Source organism: Pseudomonas sp. 5.2, from assembly GCF_059025405.1.
This window is the reverse complement of sequence record NZ_JBYBHH010000014.1, coordinates 24,009-39,059: the sequence shown is the minus strand read 5'-3', so window position 1 is coordinate 39,059 and position 15,051 is coordinate 24,009. Positions and strand designations below refer to the sequence as shown.

The window sequence follows — 15,051 nt, the reverse complement described above, 5'->3', positions numbered from 1 at the left end:
GTTGCGGTGCATTCACCGGCCTCTTCGCAGCACAAGGCTGCTCCTACCCTAGGGCCGGTGCTGGCTTCTTTAGCCGAACTGCTTCTGCTGCTGTTGTTGCTTGGCCACAACTTCCGAGGCAGCGATATAAGCCTCTTGGAACTCGTCGCTTTCCAGCCAGGCCATGGTGGTGTCTTCGTCTGCGCCATCCAGCCAGGTGCGGTAGGCATTGAACACCAGCACGATGTAGTCGGTGGCGTGCTCTTCCTTGTGCCCCTTGAGCACCAGGGCCAGCAGCGGGTCGACCAGGAACACCGAGATCATCGCGACCAGGCTGGTTTCCTGTGCCGCCTTCATCTTGTCGAACAGCTCCTTGTAGCTGTCCGACTCCATGGCCTTGTTGAACACCTGCTCGATGCTGGCGCTGTCGCCGGCGCTGGCCTTGACCGCCTGGCCACTGCGCACCATGCGGTTTTGCTTGGCCTTGCTGGCGGCGCGCTTGGCGCGTTTCTGTTGCTTGGTCGTGGTGGCCATGGGTGAATCCTTGGGTGTGCCTGAAAAAGTGCGCGTATTGAATCGCACTTGCCCGCGAAACCCAAGCGACATGCGAGGGTCTCAGGCAAGCGGCCGGATGTCCGGCATCTACTCATGAGGAATTCAGGGATGAAAACACCGATCTCGCTTTGCCTGCTGGCAGTGGCGCTGGCCGGCTGCGGCAATATTGCCGCGGTCAAATCGTTCAACACGCCTTATGGCTCACCGACTTCAGGCGATACCGCACGCTTGCGGGTGATTGCCGACGGCATGGTGCGTGCTGTGCCGGGCAAGGATTGCGTTGACTGGTACAGCCCCGGCGCCGGGGTAATCGCGGTGCCGAAGGAGGGTTTTGCCGACCGCAATGGCGAAACCCTGGGCATGCCCGCCAGCGCCCCGGTCATGCAGGGCGATGCGGTCAGCGAAGTGCTGGTGCCGGCCGGCAAGCCGTTCACCCTGCACTTTCTAGATGGTGGCCGGAGCAGCTACAACAGCGTGACCAACTGTTTGGGCATGTTCTACTTCGTGCCGCAGAAAGGCGCCGATTACGAAGTGGTGGTGCGCGGCTACAGCGCCTGCGGCGTCAAGCTGCGGCAGCTTGGGGTGGAGCAACCCGTACAGACCACCAAGGCTGAATACTGTAGCGCCATGGCCAACTTCTGATTGCCGCTGTCAGTGGGCGGCGGTAGGCGCTTCATCCTCTTCGAAGTCGCGTGATGCGCGCCCCACCAGCAGCGGGTCTGGGGCGTGCGCTACGGCCAGGTCCTTGCCTGGGTAATCCAGCGAGTGCAGGAAGTGCCGGATGCAGTTGATGCGCGCGCGCTTCTTGTCATCGGACTTGATCACCGTCCAGGGTGCATCGGCGGTGTCGGTATGGAAGAACATCGCTTCTTTGGCGGCGGTGTAGTCGTCCCATTTGTCCAGCGACTTGATGTCGATGGGCGACAGCTTCCAGTGCTTGAGCGGGTCGTCGCGGCGTGAGATGAAGCGCCGTAGCTGCTCTTCGCGGTTCACCGAGAACCAGTACTTGAACAGCAGGATGCCGCTGTTGCACAGCATGCGTTCAAGGTCGGGTGCCTGGCGCATGAACTCCAGGTACTGCAGTGGGCTGCAGAAATCCATCACCTTCTCGACCCCGGCGCGGTTGTACCAGGAGCGGTCGAAGAAGACCATTTCACCCGCAGTGGGCAGGTGCTGGATATAACGCTGGAAGTACCACTGGCCCTTCTCCTGCTCAGAAGGCTTTTCCAGCGCCACGATCCGCGCGCCACGTGGGTTCAAGTGCTCCATGAAGCGCTTGATGGTGCCCCCTTTGCCCGCCGCATCGCGCCCTTCGAACAGGATCACCACGCGCTGGCCGGTTTCCTTCGCCCAACTCTGCACTTTAAGCAGTTCGATCTGCAGCGCGTGCTTGGCCTTTTCGTATTGCTGGCGGTGCATGCGGGTGCGGTACGGGTAGCTGGCCGGTAGGCGTGCGCGGGTGCTGTCTTCGTTACTGCCCTTGGGCGCCCTGGCCACTTCCATGGCTGCCGGTTGCTGGCTGACCTGGGTGATGACGGGGTCGGCGACTGCTTTGATGGCGGGTTTGCGCGGGCGTGCGCGGCGGTTGGGGCTGGTTGGCGTGGCGTTTGGCGTGGCGTTCGAGGTGGATGTGACTAGCAGGGTGGCGTCGTCGCTCATGGAGGTCCTGTCGGTTCTGATGTGCTTTTCCCATGCTAGGGGCGACAGGCCTGGCGCTTATTGATGCGGGTCAATTTACCCGGATAGGTGGGCTCGGCCCCAGCCTCAGGTGGGTGGTTTCCACCTGATACTCAAAGGGCGGGCGCAATAGCCTGATCTGCCTACTCTTAGGTGGGGCTAACAGGAGACTTACCCATGAAGCATTACTTTCACCTGGTGCTGAGCTGTGTCAGCAACGACGGCACCGGTTACAACGATTGGCTTACCCTGGCCCTGGATGAGTACAAGATCACCGAGGCGGAGTTGGCCAAGGCGGTCGCATCTGTTGATGACGCCAGGGCGCTGCTGACCATTTCCTATCGGGGGCAGATGACCCCCGAGGAATTCGATAGCCAGGCGTAATGGCTGATTTGTGACGAGGCCCTCTGTGCATTGCTCAGAGGGCTTTTTATTTGGCGGGGTTACAGATGGCCACTGCAAAAATCGCAGGCAACAAAAAACCCGCACTAGGCGGGTTTCTTGTTGTCGCTTCGGGTAACTTTGCAACCACCAGAAGCTGAAGGTGGTGCCCAGAGACGGAGTCGAACCGCCGACACGAGGATTTTCAATCCTCTGCTCTACCGACTGAGCTATCTGGGCGACGAGGTGAATTAAATAGATTTCCAGACCGTCCGTCAACGACTTTTTGAAAAAATTTTAAATTAATTCCGTCGCTTACGTTTTTTGGGGTCATTCAGCAGGCGGAACGTAGCCTTCGGCCTGGGCGTATTCTTCGCCAGCGAAAAATTTGTCCATCTCGGCCTGGAGGAATTTGCGGTCCTCGGCATTCATCATGTTCAGGCGCTTTTCGTTGATCAGCATGGTCTGGTGCTTCTGCCAGTCGGCCCAGGCCTTCTGCGAGATGTGATCGAAGATGTCCTGGCCCTTGGCTCCTGGGTAGGGCGGGCGCTCCAGGCCTGGGAGTTCTTCTTTGTACTTGCGGCACATCACGGTGCGGGTCATCGGGCATCTCCTGCAATCAGTTCGTCGGCCGCGCGTTTGAGCAACTTCTTGACCGGGGCAGCGAGGCCCAGGCGCGGCGGGGTGGCGAGGTTATACCAGAGCCAGTCGGGCTCGGCCACGTGCTGGCCGACCGGGTCGACCTTCACCAGCCAGGGCTCGATCGCCAGCTGGAAGTGGCTGAAGGTGTGGGTCAGGCCGTCTAGGGCGCGGCTCTCTGCCAGGCGCAGGCCATGCTGGTAGGCGAGGTCGTCGAGCTGTTCGATGTGCTCAAGCTCCGGCAGGCTCCACAAACCACCCCACAGGCCGCTGGACGGTCGGCGGTACAGCAGGATCGCGCCTTCGTGGTTGGCCAGCAGTGGCATCAGCGTCCGGCGTTGCGGCAGCGCCTTGCGTGGCTTGGGCTCGGGGTAGCGGGTTTCTTCGCCGTGCAGGTGCGCTTCGCAGCCGCGTTGCAGCGGGCAGATCAGGCAGCTGGGCTTGCTGCGGGTACACAGCGTGGCGCCCATGTCCATCATCGCCTGGGTGTAGTGGTTGGCGCGGGTCTGTGGGGTGTAGCGCTCTGCGCTGGCCCACAGCTGGTTAGCCACCTTGGGCTCGCCGGGGTAGCCGGCCTGGGCGGTAAAGCGGGCCAGCACGCGCTTGACGTTGCCGTCCAGGATGGGCGCGCGGATGCCCATGCTGATGCTGGCGATGGCACCGGCGGTGGAGCGGCCGATGCCAGGCAGTTCGGTCAGTTGCTCGACACTACGCGGGAACTCGCCGCCATGCTGCTCGACGACGATTTTCGCGGCCTTCTGCAGGTTGCGCGCGCGGGTGTAATAGCCCAGGCCCGTCCACAGGTGCAGCACTTCGTCCTCCGGCGCTTCGGCCAGGGCCTGCACGGTGGGCAGGGCCTGCATGAAGCGGTCGAAGTAGTTGAGCACGGTGCTGACCTGGGTCTGCTGCAACATGATTTCCGACACCCATACCCGGTACGGGTTGATGCCCTGTTGCCAGGGCAGGTCGTGTCGGCCGTGCGCGTCATACCAGTCCAGCACGGCGCTGGAGAACTGCTCGGGGCTCATCGTTTGAACAGCCCCTTGAGCGCGTCTTTAAGTTCAGGGCTCACTTTGTCTCCGAGTTTTTCGTCGAGTTTTTCATCAATCTTGTCTTTCAGGCGGTTGCCGGCCAGTTTGGCGGCGACCTTGCCCAGGCCGTCTTGGTCCAGGCGGCAGGCCTTGGCGCCAAGCTCCAGCGGGCCGCGGCAGCGCAGCGGCACTTCAACGCCGACATAGCGCTCGTTGACCTGGCAGGCCGGGTCCGGCATGGCGCGTTGGTCGCCTTCGACGACCACGCCGACGTTGTAGTCCATGCCCAGCACGCGCAGGTCGAGGTCGCCGTGGCCGTTGACGGTCAGGCCTGGGATGCGGGCCTTGAGGTCTGGGTTGCTGGCCACACCATTGCGCACCACCAGGCTGCCACGCAGTTCCTCGAAGGGCGTGTCCTTGCCGCGCGGTTCGCCGCTGAGCGTTTTACGGTTCAGGGTGGCGATGGCCTGGCACAGTTGCTGTTCAAGGTTGGCATTGACCAGCACGCCATCGTTGATGGTGAAGTTGGCGCTGCCATTGAGGGTGTCGACCAGTGCCTTCTGGCTGTTGCCGGTCGCGGTCAGGTCGCTGGTCAGGGTCAGCAGGCCCTTTACCGGTGGCGTTTGCTCTTTGCCCTCGGCCTTGATGAAGTGTTCCACCGGTACCCGGTTGATCTTGGTATTGACGCCAAGCTGCGGCACGGCAGGGCGCACATCGACGGTGCCCTTGGCCTCGAAGCTGCCATTGTAGAGGCCGCCGCGCAGGGTCTGTAGGGTCACCAGGCCGCCTTGGCCGGTGGCCTTGAGCTGGGCATCCTGAATGGGCAGTTTGTCCAGGGTCAGTGCGCCGAATGTCAGGTCGGCCTGCAGGTCGAGGGCGCGCAGGCGGTCCACCGGCAGCAGCTTGTCGTCGCTCCAGGCGACCTGGGTCGGGGCGTTGGGCAGCGGGGAGCTGCTGGCACCGGCCACGGCGCTGGCTTCCTGTTGGTTGACCTCGGCCTGGCGGGCGGCGGTGGCGCCTTTGGCTTGTTCGCTCTTGGCGGGCAGGTAGCGGTCGGCGTCGAAGGTGTCGGCCTTCAGTTGCAGGCGCAGCGCCTGTTTGGCGAAGTCTTCGACGGCCACGCGGCCGGTGAAGGTGCTGTCGTCCAGCTTCACGGCCAGGTCTGCCAGGGCCAGGCTGTTCGACGTGCCTTGCAGGCGGGTGACCAGTTCCAGCTTGGTGAACGCGGCAGGGTCGTTCGTGGCGGGCAGCGGGCGGCCGATGCCGTCGAGGAAGGTGCGCAGGTCGAACTGGGCGATCGACAGGCCGCCGCTGAGTTGCGGTGCCTTGTCCAGGTCGCGCAGGTTGAGTTCACCCAGTGCACGCAGCTGGTTGGCCGAAATTTTCAGGCCGTTCCACGAGGCGACATTGGCTGCCAGGTCTACCAGCAGTTGGCCTTGCGCGGCGAAGGTCACGGTCTTGCCGGCAAACGGCTCGCCCGAGGTTTCGCCCGACAGGCGCATGTCTTCGAAGTTGTAGCGCTTGAGCTTGCGGTCAAAGCGCAGTTCGCCGGCAAGCTCGGTGCGGGCCTTGATGCTCGGTTGGGTGGCACTGAGGAAGGCACTCGCCTTAAGCGCAATGTTCGCGCCTTCGTGGACCGGGCCGGTGCTCAGCTGGATGCTTTCGGCGCTGTAGCTTTGGCCGTTTTTGGCATCGGTGTACTGCACGCGGGCGTTGTTCACGGTCAGGCTGTCGATGTCGAGTTTGACCGCACGCTCGCTGCCGCTGTCGGCTTGCGCCGGGGCCTGTTCGGCAGGTGCCTGGGCCGGTGTATCGGTTGGGGCGCCGTTAGGGGCGGGCAATGGCTTGCCGATGTCTTCCCAGTTGCCATGGCCATTTTCGTCGCGGGCCAGGGTCAGGTTCAGGCCTTCGACGCGCACATCGCTCATCTGCACTTCGCGGCGCAGCAGCGGCAGCACGCGTACCGACAGGCCGAGCATCTTCAGGTCGGCGAACGGCTCGCTGGGTTTGCTCAAGGTCGCGATGCTCGCGTCATGCAGCTCCAGGCCCAACCACGGGAACAGGCTCCAGCCGATGTCACCGTTGAGGGTCAGCTCGACATGAGCCTTGTCGCGCGCCAGCTGGCGAATCTCGTCTTTGTAGTCGTTGGGATCAAAGAGGTGGGTCAGGGCGAAGCCCAGCGCCACGATGATCAGCAGCAACCCGAGAAGCCCCAGTCCCAGGATTTTGCCGAACGCTTTCATGGGCGAGTCCTTGTAGTCCGATTTGAATTTCAGCGGCAGAGTATAGCGCCGCAGTGCTTATCCCTGCGTATCCGGCAAGAGATACAGGGCATTTCCCTACGAATGGATCAGATGTTGCGGCTTTCGACAGCCGCAGTTCTCGCAGTTCCTTTTGTGTTGCCTGTACCGGCCTCTTCGCGGGGCAAGCCCGCTCCCACAGGGTTCATCCGATCATGTGGGAGCGGGCTTGCCCCGCGAAGAGGCCGGTACAGGCGAACCGAAATACCGTTTCAGCTACAGAAAAATCCACGATATCAGATTGCTTTCATCCCACCGGGTGCTGGTAACCTTGCGCCGCTTTCGGTGTGCCCGCGACCCATTGTCGCGGTGCGTCGCCCAGTAAAGGCCATACAAAAAGGATCAAACCCATGAGCAGTAACGTCACGGCGGGCACCTTGGCCGGTGCGCCGAGCTTCCTGTCGAAGGAGCGCATCATCGCCCGTCCGGGCTTCAACCGTTGGCTGGTGCCACCGGCCGCCTTGGCTATCCACCTGTGTATCGGCATGGCCTATGGCTTCTCGGTGTTCTGGTTGCCGCTGTCGCAAGCCATCGGCATCACTGCGCCGGTGGCCTGCTCGGCGGACATGGGGTTCATCGCCCGCCTGTTCAGCGCCGAGTGCGACTGGCCGATTTCGATGCTGAGCTGGATCTACACCTTGTTCTTCGTGTTCCTCGGCTGCTCGGCCGCGGTGCTTGGCGGCTGGCTGGAACACGCCGGGCCGCGCAAGGCCGGGCTGGTGTCGGCGCTGTGCTGGTGCGGCGGTATGCTGATCTCGGCGATTGGGGTGAAGACCCATCAGCTGTGGCTGATGTGGCTGGGCTCTGGTGTGATCGGCGGCATTGGCCTGGGCTTGGGCTACATTTCGCCGGTGTCGACGCTGATCAAGTGGTTCCCGGACAAACGCGGCATGGCCACCGGCATGGCGATCATGGGGTTTGGCGGTGGCGCGATGGTCGGCGCCCCCCTGGCGACCGCGTTGATGGGCCACTTTGGCAGCGCAGAAGACGTCGGGGTTTGGCAAAGCTTCGTGGTGATGGCGGCGATCTACTTCGTGTTCATGACGGCCGGCGCCCTGGGTTACCGCGTGCCACCGACCGGCTGGAAGCCTGAGGGCTGGACCGCCCCGGCGAAAAAGGCCGGCAATGGCATGGTCACCGACCGCCATGTGCACGTCAGCGTGGCCTGGAAAACCCCACAGTTCGCCCTGGTGTGGCTGGTGCTGTGCCTGAACGTCTCGGCCGGCATCGGTATTCTGGGCATGGCGTCGCCGCTGTTGCAGGAAGTGTTCGCCGGTAAGTTGCTGGGCAACGAGCTGAGCTTCAGCGAACTGAACGCCACCCAGCTGGCGCAAATTGCCGCCATCGCAGCGGGCTTCACCGGCTTGCTGAGCCTGTTCAACATTGGCGGGCGCTTCTTCTGGGCGTCGTTCTCTGACTACATTGGCCGCAAGAACACCTACTTTGCCTTCTTCGCCTTGGGCGTGGGCCTCTACAGCCTGGTGCCGAACATGGGGCACCTGGGCAACGTGGCGCTGTTCGTGGCGGCGTTCTGCATCATCCTGTCGATGTACGGTGGCGGCTTTGCCACGGTGCCGGCGTACCTGGCCGACCTGTTCGGCACGCAGATGGTCGGTGCGATTCATGGGCGCCTGCTGACGGCCTGGGCGGCGGCGGGCGTGCTGGGGCCGGTGCTGATCACCTACCTGCGCGAGTCGCAGCTGGCGGCGGGCGTTGAGCGCGCGGCGGCGTATGACATGACCCTGTATATCCTTGCGGGCCTGCTGGTGCTGGGCTTTATCTGCAACATGCTGATTCGCCCGGTGGCCGACAAGCACTTCATGAGCGACCAGCAACTGGCCGCCGAGCGTGCGCTGAGCCATGACAAGGGTGCCGATGGCGCACGTTCGCTGGAGTGGCATGCCGCGCCGGGCAGCTTGCCGTTGGTGCTGATCGCCTGGGCTGCGGTGGTTGTGCCGCTGGCTTGGGGGGTGTGGATTACGCTGCAGAAGACGGCTGTACTGTTCCATTGATGAGCAAGCCGGCTCCCACAGGATCTTCAGTTGCTCAAGCCCTGCGCGGTCACTGTAGGAGCCGGCTTGCCGGTGAAAGGGCTGCAACGCAGCCCCAGATTCACAGCTTGTATAGACCTGTAACGGCATCTACCCCCCGTGATTGCTTGCTTTGCCATATGTCATCCGCGTTTCAAGCTGGCGCGTTCTGGGCCTATAATGGAGCCCTTTTCGCCCAATGATTTTGCGGAGCTGGTGATGGTCGAACGTAAGGCTTCCGTCGAGCGCAATACCCTGGAAACCCAGGTCAAGTGCTCGATCAACCTAGATGGCAGCGGCAAGGCCCGATTTGATATCGGTGTGCCTTTCCTTGAACACATGCTCGACCAGATCGCCCGACATGGGCTGATCGATCTGGACATCGAGTGCAAGGGTGACCTGCACATCGACGATCACCATACCGTCGAAGACGTCGGTATCACCCTGGGCCAGGCATTTGCCCAGGCGATCGGCGACAAGAAAGGCATCTTCCGCTACGGCCACGCCTATGTGCCGCTGGACGAAGCGCTGTCGCGCGTGGTCATCGACTTCTCTGGCCGCCCAGGCCTGCAGATGCACGTGCCGTACACCCGCGCCACGGTCGGTGGCTTCGATGTCGACCTGTTCCAGGAGTTCTTCCAGGGCTTCGTCAACCACGCCCTTGTGAGCCTGCACATCGACAACCTGCGTGGCCACAACACCCACCACCAGATCGAAACCGTGTTCAAGGCGTTCGGCCGCGCGCTGCGCATGGCCATTACCTTGGACGAGCGCATGGCCGGGCAGATGCCTTCCACCAAGGGATGCCTGTAAATGCAGACGGTAGCCGTAATCGACTATGGCATGGGCAACCTGCACTCGGTGGCCAAGGCGCTCGAGCATGTCGGCGCCGGCAAGGTACTGGTCACCAGCGACGCCGCGGTGATCCGCGAGGCTGACCGCGTGGTGTTCCCAGGCGTGGGCGCGATTCGCGACTGCATGGCCGAAATCCGTCGCCTGGGCTTCGACAGCCTGGTGCGTGAAGTCAGCCAGGACCGCCCGTTCCTCGGCATCTGTGTCGGCATGCAAGCGCTGCTCGAGCACAGTGAAGAGAACAACGGCGTCGACTGCATCGGCCTGTTCCCAGGCCAGGTGAAGTTTTTCGGCAAGGGCCTGCAAGAGGATGGCGAGCACCTGAAGGTGCCGCACATGGGCTGGAACGAAGTCAGCCAGGCCAACGACCATCCGCTGTGGCACGACATCCCTGACCGCGCACGTTTCTATTTCGTGCACAGCTACTACATCAATGCCGGCAAGCCGAGCCAATTGGTCGGTCGCGGCCACTATGGCGTCGACTTCGCCGCCGCGCTGGCCGACGGCTCGCGCTTTGCCGTGCAGTTCCACCCAGAGAAGAGCCATACCCATGGCCTGCAGTTGCTGCAGAACTTCGTCGCCTGGGACGGGCGCTGGTAAATGAGCCGATCGAAGACCAAGGCCCCGATCATTACCCTGGCCCCCGAGCAGGAGCGCGAAGCGCTCGATACGCTCAAGCGTTTTCTCGAAGACCGTTTCGAGCTGCAGCTGGGGTCGTTTGAAGTGGCCGAGGTCCTCGACCTGTTCAGCAAAGAGATTGCACCCCATTACTACAACAGGGCGATTGCCGATGTTCAGCTGCACCTCAAGGAGCGGTTCGAGAGCATCGAGAGCGACCTGTGGGCACTCGAGAAGCCCTGAAACCCAACAAATAGACAGGTTCCCAAGATGCTGATTATCCCCGCTATCGATCTGAAGGACGGTGCCTGCGTGCGCCTGCGCCAGGGCCGCATGGAAGACTCCACGGTATTTTCCGATGACCCGGTGAGCATGGCCGCCAAATGGGTCGAGGGTGGCTGCCGCCGCCTGCACCTGGTCGACCTCAACGGCGCCTTCGAAGGCCAGCCGGTCAACGGCGAAGTGGTCACCGCCATCGCCAAGCGTTACCCGACTCTGCCGATCCAGATCGGCGGCGGCATTCGCTCGCTGGAAACCATCGAGCACTACGTCAAGGCGGGCGTCAGCTACGTCATCATCGGCACCAAGGCGGTCAAGCAGCCAGAGTTCGTCGCCGAGGCCTGCAAGGCCTTCCCGGGCAAGGTCATCGTTGGCCTGGACGCCAAGGACGGCTTCGTCGCCACCGACGGCTGGGCTGAAGTCAGCACTGTTCAGGTCATCGACCTGGCCAAGCGTTTCGAGGCCGATGGCGTCTCGGCGATCGTCTACACCGACATCGCCAAGGATGGCATGATGCAGGGCTGCAACGTGCCCTTCACCAAAGCCCTGGCCGAAGCCACGCGCATTCCGGTGATCGCATCGGGTGGCATTCACAACCTGGGCGACATCAAGGCCCTGCTGGACGCCAAGGCCCCTGGCATCATCGGCGCCATCACTGGCCGTGCCATCTACGAAGGCACCCTCGATGTCGCCGAGGCCCAGGCCTTCTGCGACAACTACCAAGGCTGAGGACTGAACCATGGCACTGGCCAAGCGCATCATCCCTTGCCTGGACGTGGACAACGGCCGGGTGGTCAAGGGCGTCAAGTTCGAGAACATCCGTGATGCCGGCGACCCGGTAGAAATTGCCCGTCGCTACAACGAGCAGGGTGCCGACGAAATCACCTTCCTCGACATCACCGCCAGCGTCGATGGCCGCGACACCACGCTGCATACCGTCGAGCGCATGGCCAGCCAAGTGTTTATCCCGCTGACTGTGGGCGGTGGCGTGCGCACCGTGCAGGACATCCGCAACCTGCTCAATGCCGGTGCCGACAAGGTCTCGATCAACACGGCTGCGGTGTTCAACCCAGAGTTCGTGGGCGAGGCGGCGGACCGTTTCGGTTCGCAGTGCATCGTCGTTGCCATCGATGCCAAGAAGGTCTCCGCGCCGGGTGAAACGCCGCGCTGGGAGATTTTCACCCATGGCGGGCGCAAGCCGACCGGGTTGGATGCGGTGGAGTGGGCGAAGAAGATGGAAGGCCTGGGTGCCGGTGAGATCCTGCTGACCAGCATGGACCAGGACGGCATGAAGAACGGCTTTGACCTGGGCGTTACCCGGGCCATCAGCGATGCGCTGGGGATTCCGGTGATTGCGTCGGGTGGGGTGGGTAACCTGCAGCACCTGGCGGACGGGATTCTGGAAGGGCATGCCAGCGCGGTGTTGGCGGCCAGTATCTTCCACTTTGGCGAGTACACCGTTCCGGAAGCCAAGGCTTACATGGCTTCGCGCGGGATCGTCGTTCGCTGAGCCATTGCTGGGAGGGCGTTGCCCTCCATTCGCAGCACAAGGCTGCTCCTACAAGAATACGCGCCCCCTGTAGGAGCAGCCTTGTGCTGCGAATGGGCCGCAACGCGGCCCCAATGGCATCACCCGTGGTTCTTGCCCAACAACGCGTGGTAAAGCTCGGTATCCCCAAGAATCCCCACCACCTTGTCGTTATCCTGCAGCACCAGCTTGTTGCCCGTCTGATAACGAATCTGCAGCGCCTCACGCATACCGATATCGGCGTGCACCACCGTCGGCCTGCGCTCCAGCAACTCTACATTCTGCCCTGGCGCCCAATTCTGCATATCCAGGCCGTTCTGGCCTTGGCGTGCACGTTTGAGCGAGCCGCCTTCGCCAATGTCCAGCCATGAATCGATACCCGGGTCCAGGCACACCGACCCATTGACCCGTTTGCAGTTGTCCAGGCTGCGCATCAGGCTGCGGCCGCACAACACGTTCAGCGGGTTGGTGTGGGCAACGAAGGTGCGCACATAGTCGTCCGCCGGGTTCAGTACGATCTCTTCGGGCTTGCTGTACTGGATGATCCGCCCGTCCTTCATGATTGCAATGCGGCTGCCCAGCTTCAACGCTTCGTCCAGGTCGTGGCTGACGAACACGATGGTCTTGCTCAGCTTGCGCTGCAGCTCCAGCAGTTCGTCCTGCAGGCCCTGGCGGATCAGCGGGTCGAGTGCCGAGAACGGTTCGTCCATCAGCAGTATGTCGGCATCCATCGCCAGCGCTCGGGCCAGGCCCACCCGCTGCTGCATACCCCCGGACAGCTCGTCGGGCTTCTTGTTGCGCCACTGGGTCAGGCCAACCAGTTCAAGCTTCTCGTCCACCAGCTTGCGCCGCTCTTTCTCTGGGCGGCCCTGCATTTCCAGGCCAAAGCTGATGTTCTCGCGCACCGTCAGCCAGGGCATCAGGGCGAACTTCTGGAACACCATGGCGATGCGCTTGGTGCGCATCATCTTCAGCTCGGCCGGGGTGCAGTGGGCGATGTCGATGTGCTTGCCTTCATGCTCGACGAACAGCTTGCCGCGGCTGACCGTGTTCAGGCCGTTGATGCAACGCAGCAGGCTCGACTTGCCCGAGCCGGACAGGCCCATGAGCACGCAGATTTCGCCTTTCTCGATATCCAGGTTGGCTTTTTCGACACCCACCACCAGGCCGGTCTGCTTGAGGATCTGCTCGCGGGTCTTGCCCTGGTCGAGCAGCGACAATGCCTCGCGCGGTTTGTTGGAGAAGATGACGTCGACGTCTTCGAACCGAATGATGCTCATGCTTCACCCCTTACCGTGACTTCCGGTTGCTTGCAGATACGGTCGAGCATGATCGCCAGCAGCACGATCGCCAGGCCCGCTTCGAAGCCCAGGGAGATATCGGCGGTGTTCAGTGCGTTGACCACAGGTTTGCCCAGGCCGTCGGCGCCCACCAGGGCCGCGATGACTACCATCGACAGCGACAGCATGATGCATTGGGTGACACCGGCCGCGATGCTCGGCATCGCGTGGGGCAGTTCGATGCGGGTCAGCAGCTGACGGCGCGAGCAGCCAAAGGCCTTGCCGGCGTCGAGCAGCTCTTGTGGCACATCGCAAATGCCCAGGTAGGTGAGGCGGATCGGCGCGGCGATGGCGAACACCACCGTCGAGATCAGCCCCGGGACCACGCCCAGGCCGAACAGGGTCAGGGTCGGGATCAGGTAAACGAAGGTGGGTACCGTCTGCATCAGGTCGAGTACCGGGCGCATGGCGGTATAGAACATCGGTTTATGCGCGGCGACGATGCCCAGCGGCACGCCAATGGCCACGCAGACCACGGTGGCGAAGGTCACCTGCGCCAGGGTTTCCATGGTTTCCTGCCAGTAACCCAGGTTGAAGATAAGCAGGAACGACAGCGCAACGAACGCCGTCAGCCCCCACTTGCGCTGAATAACGTGCGCCAGGGCGGCGAACAGGGCGATGAGGACGAACGGGTTGAACCAGGTCAGGGTACTGGTGACGCCATGGATCATGAACTCCAGGCCTTGCGCGATGGCGTCGAAATAATTCGCGCCGTTCTGGGTCAGCCATTCGACGAACGACGCGATGTACTGCCCCAGGGGTATTTTCTGATCGATAAGCATGATAGCGAGCTTCCACCTGCAAAGATTGAAATCAGTCCGGGGCGGGCACGGTCCCGCCCCGAGGTAGCGCTATTGCGTGGTGCGTTATTGCGCCAGCTTGGCCTTGGCCGCCTCAAGGCCGGGTTTGCCATCAACGGTGGTAACGCCTGCCAGCCAGGTATCCAGCTTGCCGGGGTTGTCTTTAAGCCACTTCTTGGCGGCTGCTTCGGGTTTCATCTTGTCGTCCAGGACATAGCCCATCATGGTGCTTTCATCCTTGAGCTCGAACGACAGGTTCTTGAGCAGTTGGCCAACGTTGCTGCATTCCTGCACGTAACCCTTGCGGGTGTTGGTCAATACGGTTGCCTTGCCGAATTCGGGGCCGAAAAAATCATCCCCGCCGGTGAGGTACTGCATCTTGAAGCGGGTGTTCATCGGGTGCGGTTCCCAGCCCAGGAACACCACCGACTCGTTGCGTTTTTGCGCCCGGTCGACCTGCGACAGCATGCCGGCCTCGCTCGACTGCACGATCTTGAAGCCGGCGTCCTTCAGGCCGAAGGCGTTCTTGTCGATCATGCTCTGGATGGTGCGGTTGCCGTCGTTACCCGGCTCGATGCCGTAGATCTTGCCGTCCAGTTCTTTCTTGAACTTGGGGATGTCGCTGAAATCCTTCAGGCCCTTGTCATACAGCGCCTGGGGCACGGCCAAGGTGTACTTGGCGTTTTCCAGGTTGGCGCGCACGGTCTCGACGGTGCCGGCGTCGCGGTACTGCTTGATGTCGTTCTCCATGGTCGGCATCCAGTTGCCGAGAAACACGTCCAGGTCCTTGCCGGTGGCCAGCGACTTATAGGTCACCGGTACCGAGATCATGGTGGTGTGGGTCTTGTAACCCAGGGCTTCGAGCACAACGCTTGTGGTGGCTGTCGTCACCGTGATGTCGGTCCAGCCGACATCGGAGAAACGTACCGTCTGGCACTGCTCAGGCTCGGCGGCCTGGGCCAGCAGCGGGGTGGACAACAACGCAACCAACAACAGCGAGGGTGAACCTTTCATGGATGGACTCCTGTGATTTTGTCTTCGG

Annotated in this window: 16 protein-coding genes and 1 tRNA gene; 8 read left to right on the top strand and 9 right to left on the bottom strand. The window is 62.3% G+C overall.

The genetic code is table 11. The features are described from left to right. Nucleotides 1-69 precede the first annotated feature (69 nt). Nucleotides 70-513 (bottom strand): hypothetical protein, encoded by a 444-nt coding sequence (locus tag AC5PZ0_RS20385; protein WP_027594262.1) that lies wholly within the window; start codon nucleotides 511-513, stop codon nucleotides 70-72. Between the two features lie 129 nt (nucleotides 514-642). On the opposite strand from AC5PZ0_RS20385, the gene AC5PZ0_RS20380 reads away from it, so the two are divergent. Beyond that, nucleotides 643-1,176: a hypothetical protein gene (locus AC5PZ0_RS20380; protein WP_027594263.1), complete on the top strand. Its 534-nt coding sequence runs from the start codon at nucleotides 643-645 to the stop codon at nucleotides 1,174-1,176. 9 nt (nucleotides 1,177-1,185) lie between these two features. Here the strand turns inward: AC5PZ0_RS20380 and ppk2 are convergent, their stop codons facing one another. Continuing rightward, a complete protein-coding gene (gene ppk2 / locus AC5PZ0_RS20375; protein ID WP_493855672.1) occupies nucleotides 1,186-2,037 on the bottom strand; it encodes a polyphosphate kinase 2 in 852 nt (283 codons plus the stop codon). Nucleotides 2,038-2,388: 351 nt separating this feature from the next. Between ppk2 and AC5PZ0_RS20370 the strand changes: the two genes are divergently transcribed. Then, nucleotides 2,389-2,595, top strand: a complete 207-nt coding sequence (locus AC5PZ0_RS20370) for a hypothetical protein (protein ID WP_493855629.1) — start codon at nucleotides 2,389-2,391, stop codon at nucleotides 2,593-2,595. A gap of 161 nt (nucleotides 2,596-2,756) precedes the next feature. Here AC5PZ0_RS20370 and AC5PZ0_RS20365 read toward each other — a convergent pair. From AC5PZ0_RS20365 to AC5PZ0_RS20350, 4 genes are all read right to left on the bottom strand, one after another. Next, nucleotides 2,757-2,832 (bottom strand) — tRNA-Phe (locus tag AC5PZ0_RS20365). Between the two features lie 90 nt (nucleotides 2,833-2,922). Then, on the bottom strand, nucleotides 2,923-3,195 hold the full coding sequence (locus AC5PZ0_RS20360; RefSeq protein ID WP_027594266.1) for an oxidative damage protection protein: 273 nt from the start codon (nucleotides 3,193-3,195) through the stop codon (nucleotides 2,923-2,925). Then, on the bottom strand, nucleotides 3,192-4,259 hold the full coding sequence (gene mutY / locus AC5PZ0_RS20355) for an A/G-specific adenine glycosylase (RefSeq protein ID WP_085273847.1): 1,068 nt from the start codon (nucleotides 4,257-4,259) through the stop codon (nucleotides 3,192-3,194). Before mutY ends, AC5PZ0_RS20360 begins: the two co-directional genes overlap by 4 nt. Further along, nucleotides 4,256-6,505: an AsmA family protein gene (locus tag AC5PZ0_RS20350; protein WP_099452651.1), complete on the bottom strand. Its 2,250-nt coding sequence runs from the start codon at nucleotides 6,503-6,505 to the stop codon at nucleotides 4,256-4,258. Before AC5PZ0_RS20350 ends, mutY begins: the two co-directional genes overlap by 4 nt. A gap of 407 nt (nucleotides 6,506-6,912) precedes the next feature. Here AC5PZ0_RS20350 and AC5PZ0_RS20345 point away from each other — a divergent pair, with 407 nt between their 5' ends. From AC5PZ0_RS20345 to hisF, 6 genes are all read left to right on the top strand, one after another. Further along, nucleotides 6,913-8,574: an OFA family MFS transporter gene (locus AC5PZ0_RS20345; protein WP_027594269.1), complete on the top strand. Its 1,662-nt coding sequence runs from the start codon at nucleotides 6,913-6,915 to the stop codon at nucleotides 8,572-8,574. A gap of 237 nt (nucleotides 8,575-8,811) precedes the next feature. Then, entirely contained in the window at nucleotides 8,812-9,405 is a 594-nt protein-coding gene (hisB, locus tag AC5PZ0_RS20340; protein ID WP_027594270.1) for an imidazoleglycerol-phosphate dehydratase HisB, read from the top strand. Next, nucleotides 9,406-10,044: an imidazole glycerol phosphate synthase subunit HisH gene (gene hisH / locus AC5PZ0_RS20335; RefSeq protein WP_493855628.1), complete on the top strand. Its 639-nt coding sequence runs from the start codon at nucleotides 9,406-9,408 to the stop codon at nucleotides 10,042-10,044. Continuing rightward, nucleotides 10,045-10,305 (top strand): DUF2164 domain-containing protein, encoded by a 261-nt coding sequence (locus tag AC5PZ0_RS20330; RefSeq protein WP_027594272.1) that lies wholly within the window; start codon nucleotides 10,045-10,047, stop codon nucleotides 10,303-10,305. Nucleotides 10,306-10,332: 27 nt separating this feature from the next. Then, complete coding sequence (gene hisA, locus AC5PZ0_RS20325; RefSeq protein ID WP_016484508.1) at nucleotides 10,333-11,070, top strand: 1-(5-phosphoribosyl)-5-[(5-phosphoribosylamino)methylideneamino]imidazole-4-carboxamide isomerase; 738 nt, start codon at nucleotides 10,333-10,335, stop codon at nucleotides 11,068-11,070. Nucleotides 11,071-11,080: 10 nt separating this feature from the next. After that, on the top strand, nucleotides 11,081-11,851 hold the full coding sequence (hisF, locus tag AC5PZ0_RS20320; RefSeq protein ID WP_027594274.1) for an imidazole glycerol phosphate synthase subunit HisF: 771 nt from the start codon (nucleotides 11,081-11,083) through the stop codon (nucleotides 11,849-11,851). 119 nt (nucleotides 11,852-11,970) lie between these two features. Here the strand turns inward: hisF and choV are convergent, their stop codons facing one another. The 3 genes from choV to AC5PZ0_RS20305 all read right to left on the bottom strand — a co-directional run bounded on the left by choV (nucleotide 11,971) and on the right by AC5PZ0_RS20305 (nucleotide 15,023). Then, nucleotides 11,971-13,149 (bottom strand): choline ABC transporter ATP-binding protein, encoded by a 1,179-nt coding sequence (choV, locus tag AC5PZ0_RS20315; protein WP_027594275.1) that lies wholly within the window; start codon nucleotides 13,147-13,149, stop codon nucleotides 11,971-11,973. Next, nucleotides 13,146-13,994 carry a choline ABC transporter permease subunit gene (choW, locus tag AC5PZ0_RS20310; protein WP_172960399.1) on the bottom strand — a complete coding sequence of 283 codons (849 nt, stop codon included), beginning with the start codon at nucleotides 13,992-13,994 and terminating at the stop codon, nucleotides 13,146-13,148. Before choW ends, choV begins: the two co-directional genes overlap by 4 nt. Nucleotides 13,995-14,075: 81 nt before the next feature. Beyond that, a complete protein-coding gene (locus AC5PZ0_RS20305; RefSeq protein WP_027594277.1) occupies nucleotides 14,076-15,023 on the bottom strand; it encodes a choline ABC transporter substrate-binding protein in 948 nt (315 codons plus the stop codon). Nucleotides 15,024-15,051 lie beyond the last annotated feature (28 nt).

Coding starts and splice junctions, on each gene's coding strand:
- AC5PZ0_RS20385 (WP_027594262.1), bottom strand. CDS start 513: ATGGCCACCACGACCAAGCAACAGAAACGCGCCAAGCGCGCCGCCAGC.
- AC5PZ0_RS20380 (WP_027594263.1), top strand. CDS start 643: ATGAAAACACCGATCTCGCTTTGCCTGCTGGCAGTGGCGCTGGCCGGC.
- ppk2 (WP_493855672.1), bottom strand. CDS start 2,037: ATGGAAGTGGCCAGGGCGCCCAAGGGCAGTAACGAAGACAGCACCCGC.
- AC5PZ0_RS20370 (WP_493855629.1), top strand. CDS start 2,389: ATGAAGCATTACTTTCACCTGGTGCTGAGCTGTGTCAGCAACGACGGC.
- AC5PZ0_RS20360 (WP_027594266.1), bottom strand. CDS start 3,195: ATGACCCGCACCGTGATGTGCCGCAAGTACAAAGAAGAACTCCCAGGC.
- mutY (WP_085273847.1), bottom strand. CDS start 4,259: ATGAGCCCCGAGCAGTTCTCCAGCGCCGTGCTGGACTGGTATGACGCG.
- AC5PZ0_RS20350 (WP_099452651.1), bottom strand. CDS start 6,505: ATGAAAGCGTTCGGCAAAATCCTGGGACTGGGGCTTCTCGGGTTGCTG.
- AC5PZ0_RS20345 (WP_027594269.1), top strand. CDS start 6,913: ATGAGCAGTAACGTCACGGCGGGCACCTTGGCCGGTGCGCCGAGCTTC.
- hisB (WP_027594270.1), top strand. CDS start 8,812: ATGGTCGAACGTAAGGCTTCCGTCGAGCGCAATACCCTGGAAACCCAG.
- hisH (WP_493855628.1), top strand. CDS start 9,406: ATGCAGACGGTAGCCGTAATCGACTATGGCATGGGCAACCTGCACTCG.
- AC5PZ0_RS20330 (WP_027594272.1), top strand. CDS start 10,045: ATGAGCCGATCGAAGACCAAGGCCCCGATCATTACCCTGGCCCCCGAG.
- hisA (WP_016484508.1), top strand. CDS start 10,333: ATGCTGATTATCCCCGCTATCGATCTGAAGGACGGTGCCTGCGTGCGC.
- hisF (WP_027594274.1), top strand. CDS start 11,081: ATGGCACTGGCCAAGCGCATCATCCCTTGCCTGGACGTGGACAACGGC.
- choV (WP_027594275.1), bottom strand. CDS start 13,149: ATGAGCATCATTCGGTTCGAAGACGTCGACGTCATCTTCTCCAACAAA.
- AC5PZ0_RS20305 (WP_027594277.1), bottom strand. CDS start 15,023: ATGAAAGGTTCACCCTCGCTGTTGTTGGTTGCGTTGTTGTCCACCCCG.